The sequence below is a fragment of the Kribbella sp. NBC_01245 genome (genome assembly GCF_036226525.1).
Taxonomy (GTDB): Bacteria; Actinomycetota; Actinomycetes; order Propionibacteriales; family Kribbellaceae; genus Kribbella.
In genome coordinates, this window is record NZ_CP108487.1 from 5568293 (window position 1) to 5582090 (window position 13798).

Sequence of the window (13798 nt, forward strand, 5' to 3'; positions counted from 1 at the left end):
CAACCGAACGGACCGGAACGTTACGTTCATCGCGCCCCGAGTACTCCGCGCGAATGGCCCAAAGGGGCATGCCTAGTTTCGAGATTTCTGCCCATGCGGAGACTCATCTAGCTGGAGGATTTTATGTATCCCAGGCGAGTCGCCACCGCCTTGACCTTTGTTGCCGCACTTCTTTGCGGCACGGCAACAGCCGTGTCGCCTTCCGCAGCCTCAACGCAAAGCGATCCCGTCCACGTCAACAGTCTCCACGTCGAGTCCGAATCCACACTTCAATACCAGTCGACAATCGATCTGAAGTTCGATAAGCCCGTTTCCGCCGAACTCGCACGCACCTACGCGAAACGCCTGGCCAACCCGGTACAGCCGGTAAATTCACCCGCAATTGGTCCCGAGTACATCTCATGTGGAGGCTCCGGGAGATGGTCCGACACCAACGGCAGTCTGACCCTCCAGTACACCTGTTCCACTCGCGACAGCCTTGCGTGGAGTTACAGAATCTCCGCGGCAGTGCAGGCGATTATTGTCAGCAACGTCGCGGAGCGCGGCTTGAGTTGGTGGGTGAACGGGGTGGAGAAACCGAGGAATGCCCCTCACAACGTGCACAAGTCCTACTTGTTTCACGGCACCATGACTGGGGCAACACGCGGGACCCGGGTGGAATACCAGGATTACCTCTCCTTCCGCCACAACCTCGGCGGTGGCGGCACCGGCTCGATCACCTGGGCCGGCCGGGTCCACACACTGGCAGACTGATTCGCGTGAACTCAGTCGAAACCGCGCTGCGCCCGATCCTGCGGGATCTGCGGAGTACGGCCGGTATCACCGTGCACCTGTCGGATGGGCCCACAGACGACGACCCCAGATACGAATCGATGTGGCTTCTATCCACCGGTGACACGCGAACGGGTCTGCTCGCCCCCCTCGACATGGAGGAGCCCGAGCGGCTGGTGCACATCGCCGACCAGGTGCAGGAGTTCGTTCACGAGGAACTAGGACGGCTGGGCCTACCTGCGACCTGGCCAGAATGCCCAGAGCATCCCGCGTCACATCCACTCACACCGACGTTGACGGAAAACGGCCCGTGCTGGCTGTGCCCGAAATCAGGCGCCGCCATCAGTCCCATCGGCGAGTTATAGCGGCTGCTGGGACGCCTCGTCGTCGTCCTGGGCCTCCGGAGGTGGGCCGCCGAGGATGCGGCGGTAGCCCCTGTGGGCGGGGAAGACGACGAGGCCGGCGTACAGGACGGCTGCCGCGGCGCTGATCAGGACCGTGGCGGCTCCACCGGCTCCGATGGTGTCGGCGAGCACCGCGCCGAGGCCGGCGGCGACGATGACGTTCACCGCGCCGGCGAAGACAAAGGCGCTCGCGAGGAAGTACGACGGCCCGCTGCGATTCACGCCCAGGTTGTACGTACGTCGGATGCCCGCCGGATCATCCGTCCAGCCGGTCACCAGGTAGTCCTTGATCCACGGGTCGATCTCGACGTACGCCGCACGCAGCCGGTTCATCCCGGCGACGAGCATCAGATCCTCCTGGCTGGCATTGCGCACGCGGAGCGCCGTCAGCGTGCCGGTGACCAGCACGGCGACGCCCAGCCATACCGCCAGGAGGCGGAACGAGTCGGTCATCCCCACGACCTGAACGGTGAGCGCGAGGACGACGAGCGACGCCGAGGCGAACGTGAACTGGGCGCTGATCCTGCCCATCACCTCGGCCCAGGTCTGGCTCCGCGTCGCCAGCAGGCTCCAGTGCTCCGTGGCGAGCAGTTGCGCCCGCACCGCGAGGATCCTGGCCGGATCTTCCGTCATGCCGCCATCATCCACCTGCGGGCTCACCGGCGCGGGAGCCCACGGGGTGATGGGTTACTGGAAGGCAGTGGTCCAGATTCGGGCCTTGTAGAACTGGGCGCCGGTGCGGGTGCGGTCGGGGGAAGCGGAGAAGCGGACGGTCTTGTTCGCCCACACCTTCGGCTCGGTGTTGTCGCCGCGGATGGAGACGACCTCGCCGGAGGAGTGCTTCACGTACGACTTGACCCGGGTCTCGTTCGAGATCTTGCGCACCCGGAAGTTGCCGCCATCGGTGAGCAACTCCCAGACGCCCTTGGTCGCGGTCAGCAGCATCTTGTTCTTGTTGGTGTAGTCCGGCTGCAGGTCATGCCCGAGGTTGCCGCTGCCGAGACTGAGATGCACGCCGTACTTGAGCCGCGTGTTCCGCCCGCTGCCCATCACCGCGTAGTGGCTGACCCGGTTCTGCCCGACCACCCAGAGCAGCTCGTACGTCGGGTCCCACAGCACTCCGTGGGCGCCCGCGTAGCTGACGGTTTGCACGGCCTTGAGGCTGCCGAGGTTGGCGACAGAGCTTGGGGCGTACAGCGTCAACTTGCCGCCGCTGCTCGCGACGATGACCGAGCCGTTGCCGGGCACTCGCTCGATGGCGTGCGGGTTGCCGCCCGGCGACGCGCTCCACTTCAGGTCGTTGAGCTCGGTGTGCTTCTCGCCGGTGATGTCGACGATGCCGGCCTTACCGCCCGAGGCCGCGACCAGTGCGATCCAGCCTTGCGCCTCGGTGTTGCGGACCTTGACGTCGGACAGGTTGCTCCAGCCACCACCACCCGGGCTGAAGCTCCAGTGCACGTTGGCGTCCGAGAACGCGCTGTTCTTGGGGAATACCAGGACCTTGTTCTTCGTCTGCTCGGTGGTCGCGACGTAGTAGTTGGCCGCCGCGGCGCCGATACCTTCAGGTGTGGCGCCGGCGATTTCGGTACCGAGCAGTGGCCCGGCAACCGCGCCCGCAGCCAGGGTGCGCAGAAACGTCCTGCGTTCCATCGAGTGACTCCTCCTCATGTCGGTGGACCCCGTCGACAGCGTAGGACGCAACGAGTCCCCCAGAAGTTGCAGCGGGTTCCCTTAGGGGTTGCGTCGGGGTAGGTGAAAGTCCACCGCGGATCGAGGTGTCAGCGCGACTGTCCGTGGTCGAGCCCGCTGGTGCACTGAAGCCATGACTACTTCCGGACTCGCGCCACGGTTGCGCATTCACGATGTCGACGCCTTGCGCGGGTTCGCGCTGCTCGGCATCCTCCTGGTCAACATCACGTTCGCGGCCTCGGGTTATCCGATCCACGTGATCGAGGATCCGTCGTACGACTCGGGGCTGGACCACGTGGTGCGCTGGCTCAGCAGCACGTTCGTGGACATGAAGTTCTACCTCTTGTTCTCGTTCCTGTTCGGCTACAGCTTCCAGCTCCAGTTGGAGGCGGCCCAACGGGCGGGCGCCGCGTTCAAGCCGCGGATGCTGCGCCGACTCGGCGGGCTGTTCGTGATCGGCTGGCTGCACATGGTCTTCCTGATCACCGGTGACATCCTCACCGTCTACGCGCTGATCGGCCTTATTTTGCTGGCGATGCATAAGGTCAAGGACAAGACCGCGTTATACGTTGCCCTTGGCATCTATGTCTGGCTGCTGTTCGCGATGGGCTCGACCGGGCTGTTCATGGACACCTCGGCCATGTTCGATCCGGCCGCCTCGCTGGTCGCAGCCCAGGAGACCACGGCGAACCTCGGTGGCAGCTTCGGCGATGTGATCGGTGAGCACCTGAAGGCGCTGCCGCTCTACGGGCTTTCCCAGGTCACGCTGCAGGGTCCGACCACGCTGGCCGCGCTGCTGATCGGTATGGTCGCCGGACGTCGCCGCCTGCTGTCGAACGTCACCGGCCAGGAGCCCGTACTGCGGAAGATCCAGCTGATCGGCTTCCCCGTCGGCATCCTCGGCGGCGCGATCTACGCCTCCAGCGGCGGCAACGGCGACGTCCTCGGCGTACTCGCCAGCGTGATGACCGCACCCCTCCTGGCCGCGGCGTACGTCGCGACGATGCTCCGGTTCTTCCACAGCGACCGCGGCACGAGCCTCGGTAAGGCGCTGGCCCCGGCCGGCCGGATGGCGCTGTCGAACTACATCGGCCAGTCGGTCGCCACGCTGCTCATCTTCACCGGTGTCGGCTTCGGCCTCGTCGGCCAGGTCTCGCCGCTGGAGATGGTCGTGATCGCCTTCGCGATCTTCGGGGCGCAGATGGTGCTCAGCCGGATCTGGCTGAACCAGTACACCTACGGCCCGGTCGAAGGCGTGCTGCGCGGCATCACCAATGGCACTCGCCCCACTTGGCGTAAGGGCGTCACCACCAGCTGAACCAGCGGAGTGCGGCCCGGGATCTCTGATTCCGGGCCGTCCGCATGTTCAGTCCCAGGCTGACGTTCAATCCCAGGCCGGTGCGAGTTGCTCTACCGAGTAGGAGATCTTGCTGGTGACACCGCGCGGATCCGTCAGCTCGACCCGCCAGCCGTCTGCGAACTGGTCCACACCCGCGATCATCGGGATGGTCCCGCTCAACAGCACAGTGCCGGGCTTGAGCTGATCCCCCAACTCCTTCACCCAGTACGACGGGGGCAGCAACTGGGCGAGCGTCCCGTCCTGGATGAGCTGCTCGTCCTCCCCGTGCCTAACCCACGCCTTAAGCGTGAACTCGTCCAACTCGTGCTCGACCTCACTCAACCGCCAAGCGACATCCCCAACCACATCGGGCGCCGACTGCTTACTCCAGGCGACCCCGTGAACCTCGAGCGCCCGGTCAGTGTGGTCGCACGCCACGGTCAGCAGTAGATCGTCCGGCCCGTCCCCAACGACTAGCGCCCACTCGGCCTCGCCAGACGTCCTACCGTGCGGAACCTGGACCACCTCCGGCCTACTCACCAGAGTCGCCGACAGCGGGTAGAGCGTCGGAATACGGCTCGGAGCCGGTACGCCGAGGTCAGCCAACTCGTCCACATGGTGCTGGACTTGAGCGGTATCACGCCCCGCGTAGCCCGCGTTGAGCGCGTACCGGACCGGGATCTCCCGCTCACCACCACCGGCCAGCCGGAATTTCAGCATCATCGAGATTTTCCTCTGATCGCTTGCGCATACAGGTTGTATACATTAAGTATGGACCATCCGCTGCAAGGAGGTCCACCCCATGTCCACCGCCACCACAGAGCGCCGGAGTCTCTATAAAGCGTTCGCCGCGAGCCTCTCCGGCACCTCGCTGGAGTGGTACGACTTCGCCGTCTACAGCTCCGCCGCCGCCCTGGTCTTCGGCGACCTCTTCTTCCCGACCAGCGACCCGCTGACCGGCACCCTGCAGGCGTTCGCGACGTACGCCGTGGGGTACGTCGCGCGGCCGCTCGGCGGGATCGTCTTCGGCCGGCTCGGCGACGTCATCGGCCGGAAGAAGGTGCTGGTGGCGACGTTGTTGCTGATCGGCATCGCGACCTTCTTCATCGGCCTGCTACCGACACACGCGCAGGCTGGAGCGATCGCGCCCGCCCTGCTGGTCTTCCTCCGCTTCGTGCAAGGCGTCGGCGTCGGCGGCGAGTGGGGTGGCGCCGTACTGCTGAGCAGCGAGTTCAGCAAGCCCGGCGAGCGCGGTTTCTGGGCCTCCGCGGCGCAAGTCGGCCCGCCACTCGGCACGCTGATGGCGAACGGCGTCCTCGCCGTACTCGCCGGGGCCCTCTCGGAAGAGGCGTTCCTGAGTTGGGGTTGGCGCGTCGCATTCCTGCTTTCCGCCGTACTCGTCGCGTTCGGGTTGTTCATCCGCGCCCGCCTCGAGGAGACGCCCGTCTTCCGTGAGCTCGAGGCGCGGGGCGATCGGCCGACGGCGCCCGTCACCGAGGTGCTGCGCACGCAGACCCGGCCGTTGATCGCGGCCATCCTGGCTCGGGTCGGACCAGACGTGCTCTACGCGATGTTCGCCGTCTTCGTCCTCACCTACGCCACCAAGGAACTCGGCATGACGCGCGGTCAGGCCGTCACCGCCGTACTGGTCGGATCCGCCTTCCAGGTCGGCCTGATCCCGTTGGCCGGATGGCTTTCCGACAAGTACGGCCGGCGCCTGGTCTACGGCATCGGCGCGGTCGGCGGCGCGATCTGGAGCGTGGTGTTCTTCGCGATGGCCTCGTCCCTGGCGACGGTACTGCCTGGGGTCGTGGTCGGGTTGTTCTTCCACTCACTGATGTACGGCCCGCAGGCGGCGTTCGTCTCGGAGCAGTTCACGGCCCGCCTTCGGTACACCGGCAGCTCGCTCGGCTACACGTTCGCGGGGATCATCGGTGGCGCCATCGCACCGCTGGCCTTCACGTATCTGCTGGCGAAGACCGGCACCGGGTACGTCATCGCGGCGTACATCATCGTGGCGTGCGCGATCACGCTCGTTGGGCTGGCGCTCGGCCGGGCCGTCGTGGACGACGTGGACGAGATCCCAGCAACCGAAGGGGTTGTCAGCCCTGCATGAGGACGGCGGCCGTGGTGTTGAGGTGGCGCAGGATGGTCGCCTCGGCCTCGTCCGGGTCCTTCCTGGCCAGCGCGTCGACGATCGCCTGATGCTCGGCGAGGACCTCCGCACGCCGGTTGCTGCTGCGCTCCAAGGCGGCAACGCCGAGCAGGACATGTCGCGCGCGCAAGCTCTGGTAGAGCCGATCGAGCACCGAGTTGTCCGCACTCGCGACGAGCAACGCGTGGAACTGGCTGTCCAGCTCGATGAACTCCTTGGCCTCGGCGACATCGCTGATGGCCCGCTGCATCCGGAGCAGCGCGTTCATCTCCTCGACCGGCGCGTTGTCCGTGGCCAGGCAGGCGGTCGCGGCCCAGCACTCGATCACCCCGCGCGCCTGCATCATCTCGGCGATCTCGCGGCCCGGCAGGGTCGGCACGAGCGCGCCGCGATTCGGCACCAACTGCACCAGGCCCTCGGCGGCGAGCATCAGCAGCGCCTCGCGCACCGGCGTCCGGGATACCCCGATCTCGGTCGCGAGCGCCTGCTCGTTGATGAACGTCCCAAGCACTGCCGGGTCGCTGAGCACGGTCTCCCGCAAGTAAGCGAGCGCCCGATCCCGACCCGAATCCCCACCTGATCGCATACCCAATGTATACAGCCCAAGGAGGCTTAATGACGACTCTGCGCGTGGCCGCCGCCCAGCTCAACGCGGGACCCGATCCCATCGCGAACCTGGCCCTCACAACCGACGCCGTACGACGCGCAGCCGACGCCGGCGCGGAACTGGTCGCGTTACCCGAAGCGACCATGGCCGCCTTCGGCACCGACCTGCGGGCCATCGCCGAACCACTCGACGGGCCATTCGCGACGGGCCTGCGCAAGGTCGCGGCAGACGTCGGGATCGTCGTGGTGGCGGGCCTCTTCGAACCCGCGGAAGACGGTCGGGTGCACAACACGCTGCTCGCGACGGGCCCCGGGGTCGAGGCGTCGTACCGGAAGATCCACTTGTACGACGCCTTCGGATCGCGCGAGTCGGAGCTGGTCGCGCCGGGGTCGGAGGTGGTGACTTTCGAACTGCCTCGAGTGAAGGACAGCCTGACGGTCGGACTAGCGACGTGTTTCGATCTGCGATTCGCCGGGCTCTTCACCGAACTCGGCCAGGCCGGGTCGGACCTCATCGTCGTACCGGCGTCGTGGGGAGCGGGACCCGGCAAAGAGGAGCAGTGGGACTTGCTGACCAGGGCCCGGGCGTCAGATGCGCAGGCCTGGTTGCTGGCGTGCGATCAGGCTTTCGCTACGCCGGTCGGTACGGATCCACTCGGGATCGGACGGAGTGTGCTGGCCGATCCGGCCGGCCGAGTGCGCGCCCGGCTTGGTGCGGAGGCCGGTCTCCTCGTCGGTGCCGTCGACACCGACGAGGTGACGGCCATTCGTGCCCGCGTTCCGGTCATCATGCGCTGAGCCTTTCGGGTCAGGCCGCGTGACGGTGGGTGAAGATGCGGGTGCTGCGCAGCGACAAAACGTTGTCGGTGTGTGCAAACGGCTTGTGGTTAAAGGGTTCGGCCGCCTCGCCGAGGGCGAGGAGGTCGAGCTTGGTCCTTGCTAGATCGCGGTCGTCGGCGATCCACGAGCCGTTCGGGCCCTTGCCGACCCGGGGCGCGTGCCGCCGGTTGCTGATTTCGAGCGCCGCGATCAGAGCCAGCGCGAGGACTGCGAGTACTACGATTCCGGTCATGGCAGTAATACTGCTATCATCGAGATCCAGCCACAATTGGCAGAACTGACGTACTTCGACAAATTACTGCCACTCGTGTTGGACGGCCCTTGGAGGAGCGTTGAAGAAGATCGCCGTGGTCCTGATGGAGGACGTCGCGCTGTTCGAGTTCGGCGTGCTCGCCGAGGTGTTCGGCGTCGACCGCACCGATGACGGCGTGCCCGCGTTCGACTTCCGCGTCTGCGCCCTCCGGCCGAACGAGCCGCTCCGCACCACCAGTCACTCTGGCGTGATCGCGCCGTACGGTCTGGAGGAGCTGGCCGACGCCGACCTGGTCGCGGTCCCGGCCACTACCATTCGCGACGAGTACCCGGAGGAGATCCTCGACGCCCTCCGCGCCGCGGTCGACCGGGGCGCGATCCTGCTCACCGTCTGCTCCGGCGCCTACGTGCTCGGTGCCGCGGGCATTCTCGACGGCCGCTGCTGCGCCACCCACTGGCGCTACACGAATGACTTCCGCGAACGCTTCCCCGCGGCGAATCTCGACCCGGATGTGCTGTTCGTTGACGACGGCAACGTCATCACCAGCGCTGGTACGGCGGCTGGCATCGACGCCTGCCTGCACCTGGTACGTCGCGAGCTGGGCGCAGCCGTCGCCACCCGGATCGCTCGCCGCATGGTCGTACCGCCCCAGCGAGACGGCGGCCAACGCCAGTACGTCGATCTGCCCGTGCCCGAGACCACCGGGGAAAGCCTCCAGCCGATCCTGAGCTGGATGGTGGACAACCTCTCCATCGAGCACACCGTGCCCGATCTCGCCCGCCGCGCGCGCATGTCGGATCGCACGTTCGCCCGCCGCTTCGTCGCCGAGACGGGGACGACCCCGCTCAAGTGGGTCACCACCCAGCGGGTGCTGCATGCCCGGACGTTGCTTGAGGCAACCGATCTCGGCCTGGAGCAGGTCGCCGCCAAGTCGGGCTTCGGCACGGCCGCGCTGTTGCGGCACCACTTCCGCCGGGTCGTCGGAGTGGCGCCACAGGACTACCGCCGTACGTTCCAAACCGCGAGTTAATCGCTGGCCTGGTCGCCTTGGGCGGTTGTCTACTGAGGGCCATGCCACTCGTGTATCGGAGTGCCGAAGTAGCTGAAGCCGAAGCAGTACTAGAGTTCTGGTCTCGCGCCGCCGAAGACGCCGATCGCCCACCGGACTCCGCCGACGCCGTCCGCCGCCTCATCACGCGCGATCCCGCCGCCTTGATCCTTGCCCTGCACAACAACCCGGGCGACAAGGATGGCGCGCGGATCGTCGGCACGATCATCGCCGGATGGGACGGCTGGCGGTGCCACCTGTACCGCCTCGCCGTTGACCCGGCCCATCGCCGCCAGGGCCTCGGCCGCGAACTCATCGCTTGCGCCGAAGCCCTGCTCAAGTCGTACGGCGGAACCCGGGCCGACGCCATGGTCCTCGACACCAACACCGACGCCCACCCCAGCTGGAAGTCCGCCGGCTACACACCCCAATCCACCTGGTCCCGCTGGACCCATCCCCTCTAGTGCTGGACCGGTCGTAATTCGTTTGACCCGGCCACGGGGGCGAGACTGCACTGTGGCGAGACACCACGAGTCGGGGTGCGGACATCCCGGAGAGGCAGCGGCAGCAATGGAGATCCGTTCCACGACCGATCAGGACCACGACGTCTTCGTCGACACACTGCATGCCGCGTTCGGGCGCTTCCCGGAAACACCGGCCGAGGGCAGCGGAGTCTGGTGGTCGGCGCTCGAGATGGACCGCAACCTGTTCGCCATGACGCCTGACGGCCGGCCCGTCGGCACCGCCGGTTCGTACTCCTTCGAGCTCACCCTGCCCGGCGAGATCGTCGTCCCGGCCGCCGGCGTGACCTGCGTCGGCGTGCTGCCATCCCACCGACGCCAGGGCGTGCTCAGCGCGATGATGCGGCACCAGCTCACCGACCTGCGGGCTCGAGGGGAAGTCGTCTCCGTACTGCTGGCCACCGAGGCTGTGATCTACCGCAGGTTCGGCTACGGACCGGCGACCTACACTTCCCGCCTGACAGTGCAACGCCACCAAGCAGCCCTCGCCCTCCCCCGAGCGCACTCAGCAGCCGACTCCCCCACGACCGGCTCGGATAGCGGATCGATCGAGGTGCTGCGTCGCGCCGAGTGCGGCGAGATCCTGGAAGAGGTCTACGACCGGTACCGCCGCGCACAGCCCGGCGCGCTGTCCCGTCCGCACAACTGGTGGGCCTCGGGCGCAGGGCAGCCCCCGATCTCCCCGGCGCCGCGCTACGTCGCCGTCCACCGTGACGCCGACGGCGTCCCGGACGGGTACGCCAGCTACTCGCTCGGCGAGCCCAACACCACATTGACGGTCGACGAGACCATCGCCACCAGCGACGCCGTCTTCATCGCCCTGGCCCGGTTCGTGCTCGCACACGACCTGGTCACGCAGGTCGTGTTCAAGCACGTCCCAACCGAGCACCCCCTGCGCTGGCAGCTTGCGGACTTCCGCGCCGGCGAGGTGAGCGACGACACCGACTGGCTCTGGGTACGACTGCTGGACGTCCCAGGTGCACTGACCGCCCGCGGTTGGTTCACGGACGGCGAACTCGTCCTCGACGTCGACGACCCGTTCCTCGGCGAACACAACCGCTACCTGCTAACCATCCGGAACGGCAAAGCCGACTGCGTCCCCACCGACCGGACGCCTGACCTCTCCCTGGACATAAGCGACCTGGGCTCGATCTACCTAGGCGGCACCACCCCGACCACCCTCGTACGCGCCGGCCACATCCAAGCCCACCACCCGAACGCGGCTCCCCTCGCCGACACCCTCTTCCGCCCCAACCGCCCCCCACACTGCCTCCACTGGTTCTAACCGTTCATCGGGCCCTTGTGACCAAACCCGCCCTCAGCCGCTGGGCGTTCTTCGGTCCGAATACGGCCTGTATACAAGGAGTATTCGGACCGATGAACGGAGAGTTAGGCGGAGGTTTGGTACGTACGGAAGGCGCGGGTTGAGAGCCAGCCGACGATCAGGGTGAACGCCAACAGCGCAAGCCCCTTCTCAGCGACAACGCCCCAATCCGGGCTACCAGACAAGGCTTGGCGAGCGGCGACCACGGCCCAGTCGACCGGGTTGAACCGCGCGACCACCTCGACCCAATGCGGTGCGAGTTTCGGGTCCATCATGATCGACGACATGAACGTCAACGGCAGCGAGACGAACTGGGAGATCCCGATCAACGCGTTCTGGTCGCGCGTGAGCAGGGCAACGGCGTTCGACAAGGATCCGAAGGCGATCGCGACCAGCATCGACACCACGACCGTGATCAGATAACCGAGCGCCCCACCGTCGTACCGCGCGCCAGCAGCGATGCCGAACGCGAACACCAACACGGTCTGGATGATCGTATTGAACCCGGCACTCGCGAGTTGCCCCGCCATCAGCGCACCCCGGCGGACCGGCGAGGTGAGCATCCGGTCCATCACGCCGCGCTCCATATCGGCGATGAACGCGGTCCCACTCCAGCCGGCGGTCATCATCGCCGTCATCATCACGATGCCCGGCGTGAGAAATCCGATGTACGACGAATCGGAGAACCCGGGCAGCTCCACGATCCCCTTGAAGAGCTGCCCGAACAGCAACAGCCAGATCGCCGGTTGCACCAGGGTGAACGCGATCAGCGCGGGCTGCCGATAACTCGCGCGCAACCAACGCCCCGCGACGTACCCGGTGTGGCGGAGCAGACTTCCCGGGCGAGCGCTGATCGCGTCGGCCCGGGCAGCGGTCATGGTGGTCATCTCAGGCGGCCCTTCCCTCATCAGCGGAGTCGACAACAGAGTCGGCCGCGAACGACCGTCCGGTGTAACGCAAATAGACGTCATCGAGCGACGGCCGCGAAATCGTGATCGCGCTGACCCCGATCCCGCGCTCTTCCAGCACACCAAGCACAGCCGGTACGGCGGTCGCACCCTGCGCCACTCGAGCACGCAACGTCTTGCCCTCGGCAACCACTTCGCCAACGCCGCCAAGTCCCGCGATCAACGCCGACGCGTTGCCATCGGCATCCATCGACGTCAGTTCGACGTGCACGGAATCCCCGCGCAGTTCGGCTTTCAACGCCTCCGGACTACCCGCGGCCACAACCTTGCCCTGGGCAACGATCGCCAGCTGGTCCGCGAGCCGATCGGCCTCCTCCAAGTAGTGCGTCGTGAGCAGCACGGTCATACCCTCATCGGCCGCGAGCCGTTCCACCTCGGCCCAGAGATCGGCCCGAGCCTCGGGGTCAAGACCAGTGGTCGGCTCGTCTAAAAACAACACTCGTGGGCGATGGACCAGACCGAGTGCGACGTCGAGCTTGCGCTGCATACCGCCCGAGTACGTCCGCACCTGGCGACCGGCGGCCGCGGTCAGACCGAATCGCCCGAGCAATTCCGAGGCTCGCCGTACCGCCTCGGTTTTCGACAAACCGTAGATACGCCCGCCCAGGACGAGATTTTCCAGGCCGGTGGCCATCGGGTCGGCGCTGGACTGTTGCGGGACGTACCCGATGGCGAGCCGGACCGCGCGCTGGTCTTTGACCACGTCGAACCCGGCCACCCGCGCCGTACCGGAATCGGCCCGGGACAAGGTGGTGAGGATCTTCACGGTGGTGGACTTGCCGGCGCCGTTCGGGCCGAGCAGACCGAGAACGGCGCCCTCGGCAACCTCGAAACTGAGGCCGTCGAGCGCCCGCACGCGGGACTTGTTCCGGCCGGAGCCGGGATAGGTCTTGGTCAGGTCGACTGCTGTGATGCCGCTGGATGCGGACATGCCAACTCCTTCGATAGGGAAGGAGCCGGGCCGACCGTGGCTATCCTGATGAGTGCGCCTTGGGTGCAGGTGTCACCACGGTGGGACCGACTCGAGGAACTGCGGCCCTTGGCCGGGTGTTGCCGCACCCAGGCCAGGGGCCGTGCTACGTCATTGCGTTTGGTCGGGCAGATTCCGAAGCCAGGCCACGTCCTCCTCGTCCAAGTACTTTTCCGGGTGTGCGAACAGCTCGCCGGGGGCGACACCCTGGTCCCGCATCACCTCGTGGCCGTGCCGCCAGAACGCACCGCCCTCGAGCTTGTCGGTCCGGATCTCCTCCGCCAGCTGTTCGACGTACGCCACCTCGGCCTTGAGCATCGCCAGCCGGAACTCGGATTCGACCCAGAACAGGCGCGGCAGACTCTTCAGCTGCGGCGAGACGTGCACAGCCTCGAGCCGATCGACCTCGGCCTGCAGCGCCTGCCGGCGTTGATCGAGCAACTCGACCGTGCGATCGGGCGACAAGGCCGGCATGTACGCGAGGCCGGCCTCGAGTTGGCTGAAGTCCCGACTCGGCTCACCGATGAACTCGCTCAGCCATTCGTCGAACTCCTGCCCACCAGCGGCGGTGAGCGCGTACACGGTTCGTTCTGGGCGATTCCCCTCCCGAACCGTCTCGACGGCCTCGATCAGCCCATGTTTCTGCAGAGCCGCGACCACGGAGTAGAGCGAGCCGTAGTTCAGCTTGATGCTCTGGTCCTTGCCGCGGGTCTTGAGCATCGTCGAGATCTCATACGGATGCATGGGCCGCTCGCTCAGGGACCCGAGCACGGCGAATGCCAGTGGATTCGCCACCTTGCGCTTGGCCATCATCCGCTCCTCGAACTCGATTACTCTATATCGAGTATTCGATCTAGAGCATCACCTGTCAAGTGCCTCGGGACGAACCGTTGACAACGTCGGACATCGC

At 66.5% G+C, this 13798-nt stretch carries 16 protein-coding genes; 8 read left to right on the plus strand and 8 right to left on the minus strand.

The genetic code is table 11. From position 1 onward, the window contains the following. Positions 1-123 precede the first annotated feature (123 nt). The gene (locus tag OG394_RS25260; protein WP_328989547.1) at positions 124-753 is read left to right on the plus strand and encodes a hypothetical protein; all 630 of its coding nucleotides are present in this window, start codon (positions 124-126) and stop codon (positions 751-753) included. 5 nt (positions 754-758) lie between these two features. Beyond that, positions 759-1136, plus strand: a complete 378-nt coding sequence (locus tag OG394_RS25265; RefSeq protein ID WP_328989548.1) for a hypothetical protein — start codon at positions 759-761, stop codon at positions 1134-1136. Here OG394_RS25265 and OG394_RS25270 read toward each other — a convergent pair. Both OG394_RS25270 and OG394_RS25275 read right to left on the minus strand, forming a co-directional pair. Next, positions 1131-1808 carry a hypothetical protein gene (locus OG394_RS25270; RefSeq protein ID WP_328989549.1) on the minus strand — a complete coding sequence of 226 codons (678 nt, stop codon included), beginning with the start codon at positions 1806-1808 and terminating at the stop codon, positions 1131-1133. The two genes, OG394_RS25265 and OG394_RS25270, sit on opposite strands and share 6 nt — an antisense overlap. A gap of 54 nt (positions 1809-1862) precedes the next feature. Continuing rightward, positions 1863-2825, minus strand: coding sequence for a DUF6528 family protein (locus OG394_RS25275; protein WP_328989550.1), 963 nt, complete (start codon positions 2823-2825; stop codon positions 1863-1865). A gap of 172 nt (positions 2826-2997) precedes the next feature. Here OG394_RS25275 and OG394_RS25280 point away from each other — a divergent pair, with 172 nt between their 5' ends. After that, the gene (locus OG394_RS25280) at positions 2998-4182 is read left to right on the plus strand and encodes a DUF418 domain-containing protein (protein ID WP_328989551.1); all 1185 of its coding nucleotides are present in this window, start codon (positions 2998-3000) and stop codon (positions 4180-4182) included. Positions 4183-4248: 66 nt separating this feature from the next. On the opposite strand, the gene OG394_RS25285 is transcribed toward OG394_RS25280, so the two are convergent. After that, the gene (locus OG394_RS25285) at positions 4249-4926 is read right to left on the minus strand and encodes a DUF2848 domain-containing protein (protein ID WP_328989552.1); all 678 of its coding nucleotides are present in this window, start codon (positions 4924-4926) and stop codon (positions 4249-4251) included. Positions 4927-5005: 79 nt separating this feature from the next. Here OG394_RS25285 and OG394_RS25290 point away from each other — a divergent pair, with 79 nt between their 5' ends. Beyond that, the gene (locus tag OG394_RS25290; RefSeq protein ID WP_328989553.1) at positions 5006-6319 is read left to right on the plus strand and encodes an MFS transporter; all 1314 of its coding nucleotides are present in this window, start codon (positions 5006-5008) and stop codon (positions 6317-6319) included. On the opposite strand, the gene OG394_RS25295 is transcribed toward OG394_RS25290, so the two are convergent. After that, positions 6306-6944 carry a GntR family transcriptional regulator gene (locus tag OG394_RS25295; RefSeq protein ID WP_328989554.1) on the minus strand — a complete coding sequence of 213 codons (639 nt, stop codon included), beginning with the start codon at positions 6942-6944 and terminating at the stop codon, positions 6306-6308. The two genes, OG394_RS25290 and OG394_RS25295, sit on opposite strands and share 14 nt — an antisense overlap. A 29-nt stretch (positions 6945-6973) precedes the next feature. Here OG394_RS25295 and OG394_RS25300 point away from each other — a divergent pair, with 29 nt between their 5' ends. Further along, complete coding sequence (locus tag OG394_RS25300; RefSeq protein ID WP_328989555.1) at positions 6974-7762, plus strand: carbon-nitrogen hydrolase family protein; 789 nt, start codon at positions 6974-6976, stop codon at positions 7760-7762. Between the two features lie 10 nt (positions 7763-7772). Here OG394_RS25300 and OG394_RS25305 read toward each other — a convergent pair whose 3' ends face one another. Next, a complete protein-coding gene (locus OG394_RS25305; protein ID WP_328989556.1) occupies positions 7773-8036 on the minus strand; it encodes a hypothetical protein in 264 nt (87 codons plus the stop codon). A 100-nt stretch (positions 8037-8136) separates the two neighbouring features. Between OG394_RS25305 and OG394_RS25310 the strand changes: the two genes are divergently transcribed. The 3 genes from OG394_RS25310 to OG394_RS25320 all read left to right on the plus strand — a co-directional run bounded on the left by OG394_RS25310 (position 8137) and on the right by OG394_RS25320 (position 10911). After that, positions 8137-9087 carry a GlxA family transcriptional regulator gene (locus OG394_RS25310; RefSeq protein ID WP_328989557.1) on the plus strand — a complete coding sequence of 317 codons (951 nt, stop codon included), beginning with the start codon at positions 8137-8139 and terminating at the stop codon, positions 9085-9087. 41 nt (positions 9088-9128) lie between these two features. Next, entirely contained in the window at positions 9129-9569 is a 441-nt protein-coding gene (locus tag OG394_RS25315) for a GNAT family N-acetyltransferase (protein WP_328989558.1), read from the plus strand. A gap of 106 nt (positions 9570-9675) precedes the next feature. Continuing rightward, positions 9676-10911, plus strand: a complete 1236-nt coding sequence (locus OG394_RS25320) for a GNAT family N-acetyltransferase (RefSeq protein WP_328989559.1) — start codon at positions 9676-9678, stop codon at positions 10909-10911. Between the two features lie 104 nt (positions 10912-11015). On the opposite strand, the gene OG394_RS25325 is transcribed toward OG394_RS25320, so the two are convergent. The 3 genes from OG394_RS25325 to OG394_RS25335 form a co-directional block, all read right to left on the minus strand. Beyond that, positions 11016-11837 (minus strand): ABC transporter permease, encoded by an 822-nt coding sequence (locus OG394_RS25325; protein ID WP_328989560.1) that lies wholly within the window; start codon positions 11835-11837, stop codon positions 11016-11018. A 1-nt stretch (position 11838) separates the two neighbouring features. Next, complete coding sequence (locus tag OG394_RS25330; protein ID WP_328989561.1) at positions 11839-12849, minus strand: ATP-binding cassette domain-containing protein; 1011 nt, start codon at positions 12847-12849, stop codon at positions 11839-11841. A 150-nt stretch (positions 12850-12999) separates the two neighbouring features. Further along, positions 13000-13698: a PadR family transcriptional regulator gene (locus OG394_RS25335; RefSeq protein ID WP_328989562.1), complete on the minus strand. Its 699-nt coding sequence runs from the start codon at positions 13696-13698 to the stop codon at positions 13000-13002. Positions 13699-13798: the final 100 nt, after the last annotated feature.